Raw genomic sequence first — 16,920 nt, 5'->3', positions numbered from 1 at the left:
GAGTGAGAGGACGAAAAGACGTGGATGTGTATGAAGCCGTGGACAGTCGCAGGGCTGTGCGGGCGTTCAGCGATGAGCCGGTACCCAAAGAGGTACTCGAACGAGTGCTGGCTGCAGCAACGCGGGCTCCGTCGAGTGGGAACCTTCAGCCGTGGCACGTGTACGTCGTGACCGGCGAGCCCCTGGCCGAACTGAAGAGGCGTGCGACGGCCAGGGCACTGGCGGGCGACCCGGGTGACGAGCGGGAGTATCCGATGTACCCGGCCGGACTGGCCTCGCTGTATCTGGACCGCTTCGCCGCCGCGGCCACCCAGCGGTATGAAGCGCTGGGCATCGAGCGCGACGACCCCGACAGGCCCATGAAGATCGCCGCCTTGAACGCGGAGGCGTTCGGAGCTCCGGTCGTGCTGTTCTGCTACCTCGACCGGACGATGGGGCCCGGACAGTGGGGGGACGCGGGGATGTACCTCCAGACGGTCATGCTGTTGCTGAGGGCAGAAGGGTTGCACAGCTGCCCCCAGGTGATGTGGACGATGTATCGCAAGACCGTCAGCCAGATGGTCGGAGCCGATGACGGGCTCGTGCTGTTCTGCGGCGTCTCGGTGGGATTCGAGAAGGAAGGCATGCCACAACTGCGCACCGGGCGGGCGGACGTGACAGAAACAGTGAGCTTCATCGGAGTGTGACCCGATGACGAGTGATCCTCACATCAGACGGGTTGTCAGTCCGTGTTGCTCCATTCACTGCGGGCTCGGGTTTGGGCGAGGCGGAAGGAGTCGGTGCCGGTCTCGATGATGCTCCCACCACAAGCTCCCCGGTGGTGTCAAAACTCAGCGATACCGCTCCCCAATGCGACCGGGTGGTGTCGTCGCCGACCGACAGGCGGTGTCACTAGTCACGCACACAGCCACCCGCATACGCGGGGACCACAGGGAGCGACCTGCACGTTCATGCGCTGGGGGAGCCAACTTTGCTCACTAGCACGTGAACCGACATTTAGGGCACCTATCTTCAAACGCTACGGCCAACTCTACGGCCCATGAGAGGAACTCTTGTTACTGAGGTGCCCAGAGCGCAACCTAAGAACGACCTTGGGGACTTGCGAAGCGGGCAGGGGGGGCGGACATCCTCTCATTCTGAAGAGGGCTGCTCCAGGCCATAGTTGTCCGAAGGGTCTAGGTCGTTCGCCGATGGATTGGCGTGCGCGGTGCGGTCCCCGCGTCTGCGGGGGTGATCCCTGGGGATCTCTGGTATTTGCGTGTTCCCCGCTCCTGCGGGGCTTGAGGGTGGATTCGTAGGTGCTGACACGTCACGCCGCCAGCCGTCCGCTGAGAGGTCCGCGTGTGCCGAGTCTGCGTCACTCCTGCGGAGCTCGCCCAGTACCTCAAGCAAACTTCCATCTGTACGGCAGGTCTGGTGGTGATCCTCGCGGTGTCTGCGCTGCACCAGCGGAAGTCGTCCGTCGGTGAATCTGTCGGCTCCGCGCCGTCACGCAGGCGAGGGGGAGGCAGTTGGGCCAGTCCAATGTGCGGCCTATGCCAGGCAGAGACGGTCCGTAGTGAGCTCATTGGCTACGGAAGGCAACCGAAGCAACTGGGCGTACTCGCGTGCTGTCAGCCTCGCTAAGTCGCATCCTAGAGCCGGGTGTTCCTGTGGACTGACGTCGTCGCGGGGGGTGTCCCCTGGTGGCTTCCGGTTCCCTGGAGGAGGGGAGCGGCCGTGTGGTGAGAGCGCAAACCTCGTGGGTGCTCCCAATGAGGTGACGCGCGGGAGATCGTCGGCAGGTCCCCTGGTGGCCCGAAGCGCGGACGATCCGGACGGGCATCGGCCCCGGTCGACGAGGGGTGTCGGCGGGGCGTCGGCGAGGGTGTTGGCGGCGGCCGCGAACGCCGGGTCAGGCGTGAGCCCGGAGAGTTCGGACGTGTCAGCCACGTCAGTCGGGTCAGTTGAGTTCAGCCACCTATTGCATTTCTTGGGTATTCCTCTGTGCTCCCATAAATCTGGTAGGGCTTCGCGTCGTGTGGAGTGACGGGCGCGATCCACGATCACCTATGCGAAATCCACAGGGGGCCGTGTAGAAACAATCTGTCGTGCGGGATCGTCGGTCGGTACTGTCGGGCTGTCCGCAGATTCACCGTGACCTCGCGTCTTTGATGACGGGCGCCGAGCCGTCGGCGCGGTCGTTCTGTCCGGGAGATAGATTGTGTCGCGTCAAGCTGCAACCGAAAATGTGGCCTGGGAGAAGGTGGTGAACTCCATCGAGTTTGTTCCCGCCGAACACTCCAGTAAAACCCAACCGGAATCCGTTGCCCAGGAAATGCTGCGCTGCGAACCGGTAGAGATCGACCGACTCGTCGACGCAGGCCTTCCGTTCGAGCGCCGATCCGGAGTGCGCTATTTCGACGCGAACGATCTGTACAACCTCGGCATGTACTCAAACAGTGCGAGGACGCAGCCGGAACTCACGTTCCGCCTGCTCTTCCGGTTCGCCCAGCGGCCGGTGGACGATTTGCTGCGTGCCAAGGAATGGTCCTTTCAGGTCCGGCTGGAATGTACCGACTGCCCGGAGGCAGCTCCGTGGCGTCTGGAAGAACCGGATGTCGCGCGGTTCGGAGGAAGCGTCGCCGGCGTGACGTCGCCGCCGGCGAGCCGGGGGTCGGCGGAGTACGCGGCGACGGTGACGACGACCGGCGCGCGCACTCCGGTGGTCTCGCCCGTGCTGCGGCAGCTGACCCGTGACTACCTGGACGCCGGCTATCGCTGGCAGATGATCCCCGTGCCCATGCAGGCACACCCGGATCAGGTGCACGCCATGGGCGCGACGAGCTGCATCGCGGCGAGTCTGTCCCTGGCCGAGAGCTTTCGCGAGGCGGGGTACCGGGCCGAGGCGAAACGGGGCTGGTTCTGCGGCGTGCTCGGCGGTGCACTCGACCTGCCGCACGCGTGCGTTGAGGTGGAGGACGACGACGGCGCGGTCAAGACCGTCGACATCGCCAAGGCCCAGCTGGCCGCGCGGCTCTCGCCGAACACGAAGGAATTCCAGGAACTGTGCCTCGGATCAATCTATAACAAGGTCATTCCGTCGACGGCCTCCGGAAATGCGCCCTTCGGCTACCACGACTGCAGTTCGCCGCTGCCGATCCAGGTGCACACGGACATCCAGGCGGTGCGTTGAAAGCGGAATATCGAGCCACTCTACGGGAAAGATGAGACTAAATGGCTGTACGTGGAATCGAGCCGATCTCGCTGGACCTGGATCGGCTCGAGCAAATGGCAGAATCCAGCTACTACAACCCGTACACGATTTTTGACTGGCCCGAGGCGATCGAGCCCGACAAACCGTGGATGAGCGAGAGCCTGACCACGCTGGCGGGAACGCCGATGTGGGACGAACTGAGCCGTGAGCAGCAGCTCGCGCTGACCAAGTTCGAGGCGATCAACTTCTTCAGCCTCAACATTCACGGCATTCGTGAGTTGATGAGCGAAGTGGTGATGCGCATCCACGAGCGCGCCTATGCGGATGTCTCGGAATTCCTGCACCACTTCATCGGTGAGGAAAACGAGCACATGTGGTTCTTCGCGCGGTTCTGCCTGCGCTACGGCGGCAAGCTGTATCCGGCGCAGCCGACGTTGCAGGCCGATTCCGTGTCGCACCTCTCAGCGGTGGCCCGCGAGGCGATCATTTTCGCGCGCATCCTGATCTTCGAGGAGATCGTCGACTACTTCAACGCGCACATGGCGACCGACCAGTCGCTGCCGCACATCGCCCGCGAGATCAACCGCGTGCACCACCAGGACGAGAGCAGGCACGTCGCGTTCGGCCGGATGATCTTCTCCGACCTGCTCGGCCAGGTGGCCAAGCGTGATCCGGCCGAGGTGCCGGCGGTCGCCGAGTACCTCGAGAACTATCTGCAGTACAGCATCGGCACCCTCTACAACCCTGCCGCCTACCGAGACGCGGGCATCCCGGACGCGCTGGCACTACGGCGTCGCGCGCTCGAGCACCCCGCCCGGGAGCAGGCGCACGATCAGATCCTGAAGCGGACGAGGAAGTTCCTGGCCAAGGCGGGCGCCGGAAAGGAACTGACCACATGACGGCCGATCCGATGCAGGAGGTCCGGGGCTTCATCCTGGGCCGCAACCCGAAGCTCAGCCCGCTGGACCCCCAGATGGACCTGATCGACAGCCGGGCCATCAACTCCCTGGCCTTCGTCGAGTTCATCTTCCTGCTGGAGGAGCTGACCGGCGAGGTGATCGATCCGGAAGACCTGGACCTGGACGACTTCCGGAGCCTCAACGCGATCGAAGCCCGTTTCTTCAAGCAGAAGGCAGCACGATGACCACGACGACCGACAACGGCTTGAAAGTTCTCGACGGCGGCCAGCTGCGGTTGTTGCGGTCGATCGACGCGGCGTTCCTGCGCCTGGCCGAGACCTGGAAGGCCCCGGAGTTCCGGTTCCCGTTCCTGATGCGGTGCCAGGATCTCGACACCTTCGACTACTTCGACAACTTCCCCCATCTGGGTCTGGCGGCCACCCGGCTGGATCCGCAGCGCCTCGGCAGCCTGCTGGCCGATGCGCCCCGACCGCTGGACCGGGTCCCGGCCGAGGTGATGGAGCCGACCGCGTTCGCACTGCCGTCGGCGGCGTGTTACGCGATCTACCTCGATCTGGCCGGCTCCGAGCTGCCCGCGGACGGGACGATGCGGACCACGGTCGGAACGTGCTTCCGCAACGAGGACCACTACGACGGTCTGCAGCGGCTCCTCGGCTTCTCCATGCGGGAGATCGTCTTCATCGGACCCGAGGAGGGGGCCAAGCAGCACCTGCTCCGTGCCAAGGACACCGTGACGGTCCTGTGCGCCGAGCTCGGCCTCGACGTGCACCTCGAGGTCGCCACCGATCCGTTCTTCGACAAGAACGGCGGCAAGGCCAAGATGCAGCGCCTGTTCCCGGTGAAGGAGGAGTTCGTCGTCAACGGCCTGGCGATCGGCTCGGTGAACTACCACCGGAACTTCTTCGGCGAACGCTGCTCCATCCAGGCCGGTGGCGACATGGCGCACACCAGCTGCCTTGCGTTCGGCCTGGAGCGATGGGTGCACACCTTGACCGAGCGGTTCGGCAGCACTGAGGCCGCCCTGTCCGCAGTGGAGAGTCTGGGCTGATGCGACACACGCTGGCCGAGGTGCTCGGAGTCGAAGTGAGCCTGCTTCAGTCGGGCATGGGGGGTGTCGCGGGGCCGGAACTGGCGTGCGCGGTGTCCAATGCCGGCGCGGCGGGCTGCGTCGGCGGCTACAAACTGGTCGGCGACGCGCTTTCGGCCGTGCTCAGCCGACTGACCGCGGGGACCGATCGGCCTGTCGGCGTGAACCTGATTCCGGAGGTGGTCGGGCCGGAAGAGCTGGACCAGCAGGTGACGCAGGTGCTCGACGAGACGCCCCGGCATGTGTACCTGTCGCTGTTCGGCATGCCGGACGACGCCGTGTTCGATCGGATCACCGCGGCGGGACGGCACGTCGTCGTCCAGGTCGGGACCGTGGAGGACGGCGTGCGAGCCGCCGCACAGGGCTCCGTGGTGGTGGCGCAGGGCACCGAGGCGGGCGGTCATCTCCTCGGCGAATCGAGCCGTGACGCGATGGTCGCCGCGCTGCGCGAAGAGCTGCCGGAGGCCTGCATCGTCGCCGCGGGCGGAATCGGATCCCCGGCCAAGGCGGGCAGGGCCCTGGCCGTCGGCGCCGATGGCGTGCTGCTCGGTACCGCCTTCGTCGTCGCGCACGAGTCGCGGGCCCACTCCTACTTCAAGAGAGCGGTGAGCACCGCCGACGAGACCGACACGGTGATCACCGATGCCTACGAGATCGGGTGGCCGGGCCGGCGGCACCGCGTGCTGGAGACGGCCGCCACCCGCGATGCGAAGCAGGCCAAGAAGTTCATCGGCCGGACGGTGGTCGAAGGAAAGCCGTACCTGATCCCGCGATTCAGTGCCGCGGCACCGACCGAGGCGACCAGCGGTCGGATCGAGGAAATGGCGATGTACTGCGGTCTGTCCTGCGGTGCCATTTCCGGCGGGCAACCGGCGGCCGAAATCGTCGCCGAATTCGCTCGCATCCTGCGCGGTGTCGAGATATTCGAAACAGGAAAAGGATAGAGACTTCATGTCAATCATCGAGAACATGTCCCGGCTGGATCTGTCGTACCGCGATGACGCGCCGCGGATTCGCACCAGGGAAGGCGTGGAACTCTACTGCGAGTCCCGCGGTGAGGGCGTCGCCATCACCCCCCTCAGCAATCTCGTCGCCACCGCTCCGATCTGGCGGGGCTTCACCGAGGAGCTCGCGCAGCACCACCGTGTGCTGACCTACGACCTGTGCAATCACGGCGCGTCGTCGCGGGTCGAGAAGGAGCCGACCTGGGAGGAGCACGCGGCCGACCTGATCGCGATGCTCGATGCGCTGGAGATCGAGTCCACCTATCTGATCGGCTCGTCGACCACCACGGTCTTCGCCCGGGACATGGCACTGTGGCACCCGGACCGCGTCAGGGGCCTCGTGCTGTCGGGCCCGGTCTTCGGCCCCCAGGGCATGCGGCGCCAGAAGCAGCTGCAGCGGAACTGGCTGAGGACACTGGAGAGCCACGGCCTCGCGGCCGTGTTCGACCACCTCTACCCCGAGATGTTCAGCTCGGAGATGAACGAGTCGCTCGGCACCCCGGGGTTCCTGGGCCTGCGGGAGGCCTTCATGGCCGTCTCCGACCCCGAGGAGCTCGCCGAGAGCTTCAAGAGCGCCGCGAACGACAGCCACAGCCCCGACCTGCCGCCCCGCATCGCCGCGCCCACGCTGGTCCTCGTGGGCGACGACGACGTCCTGCTGAGCCCGACGGGCGCCAGGGAGCTGGCCGGGCAGTTCCAGGACGGTACCTGTCAGATCATGCCGAAGGCCGGGCACCAGCCCTTCTTCGATGACGCCGGAGCCTTCCAGGCGATCATCCTCGAGTTCATCAAGGACGTGGAATCGCGTGTCTGACGAGGCACTCGCAGTCCGGCAGCGCATCCGAGGGCTGCTCATCGATCTGTTCGGCAATGACCGCCTCGTCGGCAAGGTGTCGGACTCCGTGTCCCTCCGGCAGGCCGGGATGTCATCCACCGCGCTGGTCAGCCTGCTGGTGGCGATGGAGGACGCGTTCGGCTTCGAATGGGACGAGGACGTCCGGCCGGAGGCGCTGCGCTCGATCGACTCGCTGGCCGACCACGTCGTTTCACTTCGTTGACCGAGGCGCACTTCGCGGCCGCCGGGCCGGCGGTCCCCGCCGGCGCCGCGGCGGGAGTATGGACCGCATGGCGCCCGGTGCACCGGCCGTTCGGGCCGCGTCAGCAGTTCACGGCCGGCCGCCGGGCGGCCGCGGCGGCGCTGGCGGCGGCCGGGGCGGCCGATCGGTTCGTCCCTCGTGACCCCGACGGCCGGCCGCGCTTCCCGAGGGAGTTCGCCGGTTCGATCGCCCACACCGACCGCCTGGCGATCTCGGTGGTGGTCCCTGGTGCGGCGGCGGTCGGTGTCGACATCGAAAGCGCCGTCATCAGCCCTCGCGTGGCCGGATTCGTCCTGCGCGGGCAGGAGCGGCTGAAGCTGCTGCCGCCCACCGGGAAATACACTCCGCGTGAGCTGTTCGCCGCCAAGGAAGCGGCCTTCAAGGCGCTGTCCGGCTCCGGGAGCCTGGGCGATTTCCTGTTCTGGCGTATCGAACTCAGCCCGTCAGATGGCGCTCTGATCGCGTCCTACCGCGGAGTGCCGGTAACGGTGTGGATCAACTCCGACGAAGATCTTTCGCTCGCCATAGCCATTTCGCCGGGTGAGCTCTCCACAACTCACGACCGCAGGTGAAATTATCACTATTTCCCGGATCAATTAGATTGGTAGCCTCCATTTTAGCCAACGGAAGGCTCGGGAAAAGCGCGGCGATGGTGGGGGGCTGGAGCGCGTCATGACGAAGCCAAAGGTGCCGAACAGGCTATTGCGAGGCCTGCTGGCCGAGGCGGGCTGGACCGAGGACTTCCTCGCCCGGCAGGTCAACGCGGTGGCAGCCGAGTCCGGGGTGGCGATGCGGCTCGACCGGCGGTCGGTGACGCACTGGCTGGCTGGCCGGCGTCCCAGGTCGCCGGTGCCCGAGCTGGTCGCCGAGGCGATCTCTCGTGGGCTGCGCCGTCCGGTCGACCTCGCCGACCTGGGCCTGGGCGAACCGGCCGGCGAACCGGCCGTCCGGGAGGAGTGGGACCCGGGACGTCGTTCGCGCGCCGCCGTCGACCGGCGGCCGGACGCTGAGGTCCAGCCCCGGGACGTCGTTTCGGTTCTGACCAACCTGGCGCAGTTCGCCGAAGGCGAGCACCGGACGACGCTGTCCGCCACCGCCTACCGCGTGGCCGCTCTCGCCGTGCCCGGCTGGGCGCAGGCCGCCCGCCAGTCCGGGCTGCAGCCCTGGCCGGACGCGTCGTGTGCGCAGCGGCTGGAGTTGGGGCAGGTGGTCACGGCCGAGCAGATGACACGGTTGTTCTCCGATCTCGACGACTCCTTCGGAGGAGGCCACGCGCGTGCGGAACTGTCCTGCTATCTCGCCTTCGACGTCGCACCCAGGCTGCGTGCCGCCGGGACTCCGGCGCTGCGGCGCAGGCTCTTCACGGCCGCCACGCAGCTGACCTATCTGGCCGCGTTCATGTGCTTCGACGACGGGCGCCATGGGCTGGGGCAGCAGTACTACCGGGCCGCTCTGATGCTTGCCGGCGAGAACAACGACCCGGCCGGATACGCCGTCACGCTGCGGGGCCTGTCGGTTCAGGCGCAGAGCCTGGGTCACCACCAGCAGGCCGTCGACCTCGCCGAGTCCGCGGCGAGGATCAGCAGACAGGCCACCGGCCCGGCCCGCCAGGCGTTCTTCCTGGGCCAGGTCGCGGTCGCCGCTGCCGCCGCGGGGGACCGGCAGCACGCACTGGCCACGATCTCGGCCGCGGAACGGCGCCTGGACCAGGCTTGCTCCCAGACAGCGGCGGACCCGGCGGCGCAGGGCAACGCCATGGGCAGGTACCACCCCGCGTCGCTGGCGAACCAGCAGGCGGCCGTCCGGGCGCTGCTCGGTGACAAGAAGGGGGCGGTCGCCACGCTCACCGAAGCCGCCCGGCACCGCCCGCAGCGGGAGCGCCGCTCCCGTGCCCTCGTCCATGCCCGCCTTGCCGGGCTGCATCTGGATCAGGGCGATCTCGACCAGGCCGTCACCATGTGGCACGCCTTCCTCGACGACTCCACCTTCCTGACGTGCGGGCGTGCCACCACCGCGATGAACGCCCTGCGATCCCGGCTTCATCCGCAGCGCACCAATCGTGCCGTCAGGCAGCTGCTGGTCCGCACCACCACGACGTGGACCCCGGACAGGGTGGCCTCGTGAGTGCCGACGACATCCAACTCAGCCACGCGAAGTGAGTGATCATGAATCGTACGTTGCGGATGGAGAGGTTCTCCGTGAGCGGGGTCCGACCGGGGGAGATCCTGGTGGCCACCGGAATGACTCATCCCGAGCGGGGGACGGTCAGCTCGCCCGCGGCCCCGCTGCTGGCCGCGGCGCTGGGGCGCGGCGAACCCGATCCGGGCCGACGGCGGGTCCGGCTCGATCCGGTGGACACGACGGGGGCCTTCGGCACCGGCGGCGCCGTGCTCGTGATGGTCTCCTACCTGGACCTGAACGGCCGGGCTTTCGGCCTGGGCGCAGCCGCGCACGCGGGTGATCCGGGAGCGGTGGAGGTGTGCGCGGACCTTGTCGCGCAGTGGGCCGGGCTGCTGCGGTCGCGCCGGCTGCTGGTGGCGGAGGCAGACCCCGACTGCGCGGGTGCCCGGGCGGGCATCGAGGCCACCCTCCAGGCGGCCCGCGACGCTGCGCCGGGCGTGCCGGTGCACGTGTACGGCCGGCCGGTCGCCGCTGTCGGCCGGATCGAGCAGCTCACCGCGGCCGGTGTCACGATCTCCGACGACCTGGACGCCGTACCGGACGCGGGAGTGGTGGTGTTCCCGCCGCACGGGGTGCCCTTGCCGGTGCGGGCGGAAGCAGCCGCACGCGGGCTCGAGCTGGTGGACACGACCTGTCCCCTGGCCGCCCTGGCGCATCGCGATGTCGAGGCCTACGCACACCGCGGCGACACGGTGGTGCTGCTGACCGGGGCCCCCGACACCGCCGCGGAGCAGGTGTCGGTCTCTCAGGCGCCGGAGTCGGTTCTGCCGCTGCGGAGTGCCGCGCAGGTGCCCGATCTCCAGCAGTCGGGGGCCGACCCGGACAGGCTTTCCCTCGTCGTGCAGACCGGGGTCTCCGTGGACGACGCGGCTGCGATGATCAATGTCCTGCGTGAGCGCTTCCCACGAGTGCGCGGGCAGCATTACGACGCGCTCTGCTACGCCGCCACCGACCGGGCCGCGGCCGTCCGCATGGTCGCCGAGAGCAGCGACCTCACCCTGGTCCTCGGTGGAGCCGACGACCCGGACGCCGACCACATGGAGGCGGAAGCCTCCGCGGGCGGCCGGACGGTCCGCCGCCTGGCGGCTGCGAGTGAAGTCGCAGCCGCCTGGCTGACCGACGTGAACGCGATCGGAGTGGTCCCCACCCGGTCGGCTCCCGGGGAGCTGATGACCCAGGTGCTCGACGCTCTGGCGGGTCTGGGACCCCTGTCCATAGCGACCCGGCAGGTCCGGACCAGTCGCCGTCCGGGTTTCGGAGGCTCGGCACTCGCTGCCGCCGCCCTGCCGGACGAGACCATCATCGACGCGTGAACTCCGGCTCATGACGGTGAGTTCGCCGACCGCTCTTCGCTGACCTTCTCGTCGGCCTCCGGCCTGGGCGCCTTGATGTTCGGCAGGGCCAGCGCGATCAGGGCGGCGACGACCATGACACCGGCGCAGATCAGGAACGCGACGCGATACCCGTCGACGAGCGCCTCGACCGGACTGGAGTCGTCGGCGGCGTTGGTGGTCGCGGTGGCGGCGATGGTGGTGAGCACGGCGAGGCCGACGGCTCCGCCGAGCTGGCGGGAGGTGTTGAGCAACCCGGAGGCCGCGCCGGCGTCTTCGGGATCGACACCGGAGGTGCCGGTGAGAGTGATCGCCAGGAGCAGGAAGCCCAGGCCGATACCGACGACGAGGGTGGGTCCGAGGATATGGGCCAGGAAGACCGGGGGGCGGGCGGGCACCGCGGACAGCCAGGCCATGCCGGCCGCGACGACGAGCCCACCCATGATGATCATGTTGCGGGGGCCGAAGACGAGGACGAGCTTGCGGGAGGCGAAGCCGCCGACGATGACGATGAGGGTCACGGGCACCATGGCCATGCCGGCTCGCAAGGCGCTGTAACCGATGGCCTGTTGCAGGTACAGGGAGATGAAGAAGAAGGACGCGTTGAGGACCACTCCCAGCAGGAGCATGACCAGGTTTCCGAGCAACAGGGTGCGCAGCCGGAACAGGGCCTTCGGAATGAGCGGCTGGGAGCTGGAGGCCAGGATGGCCACGAAGCCCGCCATGAGGACCGCGGCCGCGCCAAGGGCGATCAGGACCTTCGACGACCCCCACCCGTCAGCGGACGCCTGCGAGAGCCCGTAGGTGAGCGCGCCGATGCCCAGGGTCACGCTGAGGGCGCCGGGAACGTCGAGCCGGACCCGCTTGGTGCCGACACGGGCCGGCAGCAGGCACAGGATCGCCGCGACGAACAGGGCGACGCCCGGGGGGATGTTGATGAACAGCACCCACCGCCAGTTCAGCTCGCTGGTGAGTACACCGCCGAGGAGAACTCCGGCCGTGCCGGCGAACGCGATGGTGATGCTCCACAGGGACAGGGCGCGCTGCCGCTGGGCCTCGTCGGTGTGACTCGTGGTGATGAGGCTCAGGCTGGTGGGTGTGAGCGCTGCGGCACCGACGCCCTGGATGAACCGCGACACGATCAGCATCGTCGGATCCGTGGCCAGGCCGCCGACCAGGCTGGCGGCGGTGAAGACGACCATGCCGAACAGGAACACTCGTTTGTGACCGAACAGGTCACCTGCCCTGGCGGCCAGCAGCAGGAGACCGCCGAGCGTGACCAGATAGCTGGTGACGACCCACTGCTGCTCGCTGACCGACATGTCCAGTGCGTCATGCATCTGCGGCAGGGCCAGCGTGACGATCGTGGTGTCGAGCACGACCATGAAGAGCGCCACGCAGGAAATGGCCACCACGACGCTGAGTGGCAGGTTCGGCCGAAGGACCGCAGGTGGCGGCGGTGACGCTGGGGATGCAGACATTACGCCTCCTGGTGAACGGCGTTCACCGTGAACGTCGTTTACTGTGAACGGTGTTTACGTTAGCTATATGATTTGGGAGTTGTCAACGATGGAGCGACGCATGCTGCTGCGAAAGGCCGACGTGGTCGACGGGGCCCTGAAGTTTCTCGACACGGAAGGGCTCGACGGTCTGACGATGCGCAAGCTCGGTGCTGCGCTCAACGTGCAGGGCGGCGCCCTCTACCGGCACTTTCCGAACAAGGCGGCCCTGCTCGAGGCGATGGCCAACAAGCTCACCGAAGGGGTCGGGGTCCCGCTGCCCGAGGCGCCGTGGCGCGACCAGATGTACATCCTGGGCCAGCGGTTCCGGACGGCCATGCTCACGCACCGTGACGGAGCGCGCCTGGTGAGCGGCACCCACGCCACCGGCGCCAACTCCATCACCGCGGGCAGTCTCGTCGTCGACGTGCTCTGCGGGGCCGGCCTGGCCCCCGCCCAGGCCGGATCGCTGGCCTTCTCCCTCTACTACTACGTCCTCGGCCACACCATCGACGAGCAGAACCAGGCCCACTCGCTGGCCGAGGAGTACTGGCAGAGCCGCGACACCAAGCTCACGAACGTACTGTCCCCCCAGTACGCCGAGGCCGTCGGCTCCCTCATGAAGACCGACCCGGCGGAACGCTTCGCCTACGGGCTGAACACCTTCATCGAGGGAGTCGCCAGCCGGATCCCGCCGGCATCCGCTACCCGGTGAGGTCGCGGTCCGCTCCCCACCCGCGGAAGTCGGCCCCGCTGTAGAACGTGACCGACCAGTCGAGCAGGCGCAGCAGTTCGACAGCGGGAGCGAACCCGGAGTCCAGCAGCGGCTTCAACTGCTCCTGCGCCTTGCGGGAATGCCGGTCGAGTTCGCTGTGCACCCACTCGGGGGAGGTGTCGTACATCAGGATGTTGTTCTGACCGGGCTCGGCCCGCTCCCGCTCGAAGGTGGCCAGGTCATTGGAGAGGCGGACGGCGACCTCGATCGCCTCGAGGGCGCTGTCGAGAACGGGCAGGTTGTCGAGAAGATCATCCCGATCGCTGGTCGCCCACCGCGGGAAGTGGGTCATCCACGCGTTGGAGCTGGCCGCGTAGGTCAGGTACTCCTCCGGGTCAACAGGCCCCTCGCCAAGGTCTCTGGCTCGGCCGGCGGTCCAGTCGTACCGCTCACCGCGCAGCGCCTCGGCGAATCTGTCGGCCCACAGGCCGGCCAGCTGCGGGTAGAGCGGGGAGCGCGCCACCGTGGACTGCCAGCCCGACAACGAGGCCAGCAAGGGGTGGCTGTCGTCCCGACCGCCGCCCTTGACGACGGCGTGGCAGCGACCGAACAGGTCGTCGAGTTCGTCGAGGCTCTGGACGTTCTGCTCGACGTGGTCGTCCAGGGCGTAGGCCCACACGTACATGCGAGCCGCAGGCCGGAGCTCGTCCGCGCTGCGCCACGGACTGATCGCCGCGGTGGAGATCGCCAGGGCTTCGATGGGCGTGGCCCGAAGGACCTGCGGGTATTCGGCCGCCCAGGACCGCAGGTCGGCCAGGAGTTCCAGCGCCAGCACGGTGACCGGCACACACTGCGCAGCGGAGGGAAGAGAGAGGTCGCCGAGGGTCTGGGTCACGGCCGTGCTCAACTCTGCACCTCGGCGAGGTGGCGCGTCGTGGCGGCCACGGTGGCGAGGATCTCGGCGCGGATGACCCGGACCGGCGTGTAGAGGTCCTTGTCGTGCCACAGCGGCGGATTGTCGCCACCGTTCTCGATGTGGCGCGTCAGGAACGCCCGCCCTTGGCGGATCGCGTCGAGGGCCGGCCGCTCGGGAACGGCGCGGTGGTTCAGTATCTGAAGGGCGTAGGCGGTCTCCTCGCCGGTGCCCGCCCATCGTCCCCATGACCCGTCGGCGCGCTGTGTGTCGAGCACCCAGCGGACGGCGTTGTCCAGGGCCGCGGACGCCTGCGCCCCGTCCAGGCGGGCCACGGCAGCAGCGCCGCAGGCGGTCGCGTAGTACGCGGAGGCGTGCCACTTGTCGGTCCAGTAGCCGGTCGAGTCCTGCTGCTCGGTGAGCCAGCCGCCCACCCGCTCCGCGGCGAGGTCGTAGCGCTGGTCGCCCTGCCCGCAGCGATCAGCCAGGGCCACGAGGATGTGCGCGTTCGTCGAGGTGGAGGGCGTCCGTTCATTGGGGAAGCAGTTGAAGTAGAGGCCGGTGTCGTATCCCCACAGGCAGTCGACTGATTCCGGCTTCCCGAGGATGTCGAGGGCGTGCAGGGCAGCGGCCGTGTCATCGGAGTCGGACGGGAGACCGGGGCCTGCGGGCAGGCCGTCCGCCTGCAGAGCGGTCCGCAGACTGTCCGGGACCTGGGAGGGGATCTCCACATCCAGGCCGGCACCGCACAGCGCCGTGACCACCCAGGCCTGTTCGAAGTAGGAGATCGAGGTGATGCCCGAGACCGGGCCCCCGTGACGTGCCTGGTTTCGGCGCAGGTAGTCCAGGGACGCTCGCGTGGCGTCCGAATGAGGCGGATCACCCAGCCAGGCGGCGGTGGCCGCGGGAGAGGCACCGACCGCCCCGCCCACCGGCGTCACCGTGCGGGACCGGACGGCCGGGGCACCGAGGGCTTCCAGCGAGTGCCAGGTCTTCTCCGGGATGCCGGAGTGGTTATGGAGAAGCTCGCGGACCCGGTTCAGCGTTCCCATGTCGGTCTGGAGGTCCAGCTGTCCGGGCAGATCGCCTCGGCCGTCCATCCTGGCGAGCCGCTGGTTGATCTGCTCGACGAGCCAGGGGGCCAGGAGCTCCACGGCGATGGTGTCCGGCAGTTGGACGTCGCGGGGGAACTGCCTGGCCAGCGCGGCAAGACCCGATTCCACGGCCTTGGCGACCCGCTGTGTGGCATGCGTCCCGGCGAGGGACAGCAGGGCGTCGAGGGCGCTGAGCGTGGGCAGCAGCCCGTACGTCGCGGGCCCGCCCCACGTCCCGTCCGCGTGCTGCTCTGTCAGCAGGAATTCCACGCGCTGCTGATGGCCTTCCAACCAGGGCGCGGAGGCCACAAGGCGCGCGGTCTCGTAAACCGATGGTGAGGTGAGCCCGTAGGGATCGACGGTCATCTCATCGACGATTTCCTGTGCCGCGTCGCGCATGGCTGCAAAGGAGGTCACGTTCATGATCCGCCTACCTCTAATCTCGAAGATCTGTGATGGTCGCTTTCCGAACCGGTTCATGCACGCGTTCCTGCAGCCTCATCGGGAGCGGGCCCGGTTTGAGCGTGGCTCGGGCGATGGGCCGCATCGGCCGGTCGTTGACCGGGCTCAGGTTCCAGCGGCCCGCGATCCCCGCGATGGCCAGCAACGCTTCGTTGAGCGCGAACTGGTCGCCGATGCACTTTCTGGCGCCCGAGCCGAAGGGGAGTACCGACCGGCGTGCCTCGTCGCTCATTGCGCCGGGCTGCCAGCGCTCCGGATCGAAGGTTCCGGGGCTGGGGAACAGGTCCGGGTCGTGGTGCAGGATGTACGGGCTGAGCAGGAACGTCGTTCCCTCGGGGAAGTCATGACCGCCGAGGTTGCAGGCCGTGGTGGTGGCACGGGTGAACATCCACGCCGGCGGATAGAGGCGAAGGCTCTCCATGAGCACCTGCCGCGTGAAGGGCAGCCCGGAGAGATCCTCGAAGCCGGGTGCCCGGCCGCCGAGTTGGCCGTCGACCTCGTCCCGAAGGCGGGCGCCGATCTCGGGGTGCGCGCCGAGCAGATGGAAGGTGAAGGCCAGCGCCGTCGCGGTGGTCTCCGAGCCGGCGATCAGCAGGATGAGGACCTGATCGAAGATCTCCTGCGTTCCGAGCGGGGCTCCGGTCTTCTCGTCGCGCGCGTTCATCAGGCCGGCGAGAAGGCCGGGGTCCTCACCCTTCTTGCGCTTCACCTCATCGATGATCTCTTCGGTGATCTTCCGCATCTCGGCGATCGCGCGGGGGTACTGCCGGTTCATCTTCGTCGGGACGAGCGACAGCAGCCGTGCCGGGACGAACATGCGCCGGAAGAAGCCGTCCATGAGAACCGGGAGCCATTTCTCCACCTGCGTGACCAGCTTGTGGTCTGCAGGCACCGAGAAAAGGGCCCTTGTCGTAATGCGAAGAGTGAGGGTCGCCATCGCCCTGTCGACGTCGACGACATCGCCTGAGCGCCATGTGCGGGTCAGGACGTCCACTTCGTCGGCCATGAGCTCGGCGTAATGGCTGATGTGCTTGTGGTCGAACGACGGCTGCATCAGCGGGCGTTGCTTGCGATGATCGTCCCAGCGGCAGGTGACCAGGCCGTTTCCCACGGCTTCGCGTCCCCGGTCGTAGAACAGGCCGCCCTTGTCATAGAGCCGGGCGTCTTTGAGTATCTGCCGGAACAGGGCGGGATCGCAGGGCACAAAGGCGTCGCCGGGACCGAGCCGGACTTTCACCAGATCGCCGAGTGCCGGAAGCGTCTTCAGGAACTTCAGCGGCTGGAGGAGTAGCGGTACGGCATGGCCCGCTAAAGGGAGGCTTCGGGGGGCTGTTCGCATGGCAGGTTGCTCCGGCATGGCTCCAAGTACTGCAGATCAGGGGCGTCTTCAACAGGGACCGAGGCCGCGCGACATGTCGCGC

Annotated in this window: 16 protein-coding genes; 12 read left to right on the top strand and 4 right to left on the bottom strand. The window is 67.9% G+C overall.

All coding sequences use genetic code 11. The features are described from left to right. The first annotated feature begins 20 nt into the window (after positions 1–20). The 11 genes from ACZ5WE_RS03875 (at position 21) to ACZ5WE_RS03825 (ending at position 10,798) form a co-directional block, all read left to right on the top strand. Positions 21–686 (top strand): nitroreductase, encoded by a 666-nt coding sequence (locus ACZ5WE_RS03875; RefSeq protein WP_467687908.1) that lies wholly within the window; start codon positions 21–23, stop codon positions 684–686. A 1,562-nt stretch (positions 687–2,248) separates the two neighbouring features. After that, positions 2,249–3,175, top strand: a complete 927-nt coding sequence (locus ACZ5WE_RS03870; RefSeq protein ID WP_467687778.1) for a hypothetical protein — start codon at positions 2,249–2,251, stop codon at positions 3,173–3,175. Between the two features lie 41 nt (positions 3,176–3,216). Next, positions 3,217–4,095 carry a diiron oxygenase gene (locus tag ACZ5WE_RS03865; RefSeq protein ID WP_467687779.1) on the top strand — a complete coding sequence of 293 codons (879 nt, stop codon included), beginning with the start codon at positions 3,217–3,219 and terminating at the stop codon, positions 4,093–4,095. Continuing rightward, positions 4,092–4,340, top strand: a complete 249-nt coding sequence (locus ACZ5WE_RS03860) for an acyl carrier protein (protein ID WP_467687780.1) — start codon at positions 4,092–4,094, stop codon at positions 4,338–4,340. Before ACZ5WE_RS03865 ends, ACZ5WE_RS03860 begins: the two co-directional genes overlap by 4 nt. Then, on the top strand, positions 4,337–5,164 hold the full coding sequence (locus tag ACZ5WE_RS03855) for a class-II aminoacyl-tRNA synthetase family protein (RefSeq protein WP_467687781.1): 828 nt from the start codon (positions 4,337–4,339) through the stop codon (positions 5,162–5,164). The genes ACZ5WE_RS03860 and ACZ5WE_RS03855 overlap by 4 nt, the downstream gene beginning before the upstream one ends. Further along, entirely contained in the window at positions 5,164–6,147 is a 984-nt protein-coding gene (locus ACZ5WE_RS03850; protein ID WP_467687782.1) for an NAD(P)H-dependent flavin oxidoreductase, read from the top strand. Before ACZ5WE_RS03855 ends, ACZ5WE_RS03850 begins: the two co-directional genes overlap by 1 nt. Before the next feature lie 7 nt (positions 6,148–6,154). Continuing rightward, the gene (locus ACZ5WE_RS03845) at positions 6,155–7,021 is read left to right on the top strand and encodes an alpha/beta fold hydrolase (protein ID WP_467687783.1); all 867 of its coding nucleotides are present in this window, start codon (positions 6,155–6,157) and stop codon (positions 7,019–7,021) included. After that, entirely contained in the window at positions 7,014–7,265 is a 252-nt protein-coding gene (locus ACZ5WE_RS03840) for a phosphopantetheine-binding protein (protein ID WP_467687785.1), read from the top strand. Before ACZ5WE_RS03845 ends, ACZ5WE_RS03840 begins: the two co-directional genes overlap by 8 nt. Continuing rightward, positions 7,262–7,876, top strand: coding sequence for a 4'-phosphopantetheinyl transferase superfamily protein (locus ACZ5WE_RS03835; RefSeq protein ID WP_467687787.1), 615 nt, complete (start codon positions 7,262–7,264; stop codon positions 7,874–7,876). The genes ACZ5WE_RS03840 and ACZ5WE_RS03835 overlap by 4 nt, the downstream gene beginning before the upstream one ends. A 100-nt stretch (positions 7,877–7,976) precedes the next feature. Then, positions 7,977–9,428: a hypothetical protein gene (locus tag ACZ5WE_RS03830; RefSeq protein WP_467687788.1), complete on the top strand. Its 1,452-nt coding sequence runs from the start codon at positions 7,977–7,979 to the stop codon at positions 9,426–9,428. A 74-nt stretch (positions 9,429–9,502) separates the two neighbouring features. Further along, on the top strand, positions 9,503–10,798 hold the full coding sequence (locus tag ACZ5WE_RS03825) for a hypothetical protein (RefSeq protein ID WP_467687790.1): 1,296 nt from the start codon (positions 9,503–9,505) through the stop codon (positions 10,796–10,798). A gap of 8 nt (positions 10,799–10,806) precedes the next feature. On the opposite strand, the gene ACZ5WE_RS03820 is transcribed toward ACZ5WE_RS03825, so the two are convergent. Beyond that, positions 10,807–12,297 (bottom strand): MFS transporter, encoded by a 1,491-nt coding sequence (locus tag ACZ5WE_RS03820; protein WP_467687792.1) that lies wholly within the window; start codon positions 12,295–12,297, stop codon positions 10,807–10,809. Positions 12,298–12,397: 100 nt separating this feature from the next. Here ACZ5WE_RS03820 and ACZ5WE_RS03815 point away from each other — a divergent pair, with 100 nt between their 5' ends. Continuing rightward, complete coding sequence (locus ACZ5WE_RS03815) at positions 12,398–13,030, top strand: TetR/AcrR family transcriptional regulator C-terminal domain-containing protein (protein WP_467687794.1); 633 nt, start codon at positions 12,398–12,400, stop codon at positions 13,028–13,030. Here ACZ5WE_RS03815 and ACZ5WE_RS03810 read toward each other — a convergent pair. The 3 genes from ACZ5WE_RS03810 to ACZ5WE_RS03800 are packed head-to-tail and all read right to left on the bottom strand — an operon-like array spanning position 13,020 to position 16,856. Further along, positions 13,020–13,937, bottom strand: coding sequence for an ent-pimara-9(11),15-diene synthase (locus ACZ5WE_RS03810; RefSeq protein WP_467687796.1), 918 nt, complete (start codon positions 13,935–13,937; stop codon positions 13,020–13,022). The genes ACZ5WE_RS03815 and ACZ5WE_RS03810 overlap by 11 nt on opposite strands. Next, positions 13,934–15,454, bottom strand: coding sequence for an ent-copalyl diphosphate synthase (locus tag ACZ5WE_RS03805; protein WP_467687798.1), 1,521 nt, complete (start codon positions 15,452–15,454; stop codon positions 13,934–13,936). The genes ACZ5WE_RS03810 and ACZ5WE_RS03805 overlap by 4 nt, the downstream gene beginning before the upstream one ends. A gap of 19 nt (positions 15,455–15,473) precedes the next feature. Next, a complete protein-coding gene (locus ACZ5WE_RS03800) occupies positions 15,474–16,856 on the bottom strand; it encodes a cytochrome P450 (protein WP_467687800.1) in 1,383 nt (460 codons plus the stop codon). Positions 16,857–16,920 lie beyond the last annotated feature (64 nt).

Source organism: Streptomyces sp. NPDC033180, assembly GCF_055577645.1.
Note: the sequence above shows the minus strand (reverse complement) of the source record. Positions and strands in the feature narration are given on the sequence as shown.

Excerpts from the sequence above, each read along its gene's own strand:
- ACZ5WE_RS03820 (WP_467687792.1), bottom strand. The coding sequence starts at position 12,297 with ATGTCTGCATCCCCAGCGTCACCGCCGCCACCTGCGGTCCTTCGGCCG.
- ACZ5WE_RS03800 (WP_467687800.1), bottom strand. The coding sequence starts at position 16,856 with ATGCCGGAGCAACCTGCCATGCGAACAGCCCCCCGAAGCCTCCCTTTA.
- ACZ5WE_RS03860 (WP_467687780.1), top strand. The coding sequence starts at position 4,092 with ATGACGGCCGATCCGATGCAGGAGGTCCGGGGCTTCATCCTGGGCCGC.
- ACZ5WE_RS03855 (WP_467687781.1), top strand. The coding sequence starts at position 4,337 with ATGACCACGACGACCGACAACGGCTTGAAAGTTCTCGACGGCGGCCAG.
- ACZ5WE_RS03865 (WP_467687779.1), top strand. The coding sequence starts at position 3,217 with ATGGCTGTACGTGGAATCGAGCCGATCTCGCTGGACCTGGATCGGCTC.
- ACZ5WE_RS03850 (WP_467687782.1), top strand. The coding sequence starts at position 5,164 with ATGCGACACACGCTGGCCGAGGTGCTCGGAGTCGAAGTGAGCCTGCTT.
- ACZ5WE_RS03815 (WP_467687794.1), top strand. The coding sequence starts at position 12,398 with ATGCTGCTGCGAAAGGCCGACGTGGTCGACGGGGCCCTGAAGTTTCTC.
- ACZ5WE_RS03845 (WP_467687783.1), top strand. The coding sequence starts at position 6,155 with ATGTCAATCATCGAGAACATGTCCCGGCTGGATCTGTCGTACCGCGAT.
- ACZ5WE_RS03830 (WP_467687788.1), top strand. The coding sequence starts at position 7,977 with ATGACGAAGCCAAAGGTGCCGAACAGGCTATTGCGAGGCCTGCTGGCC.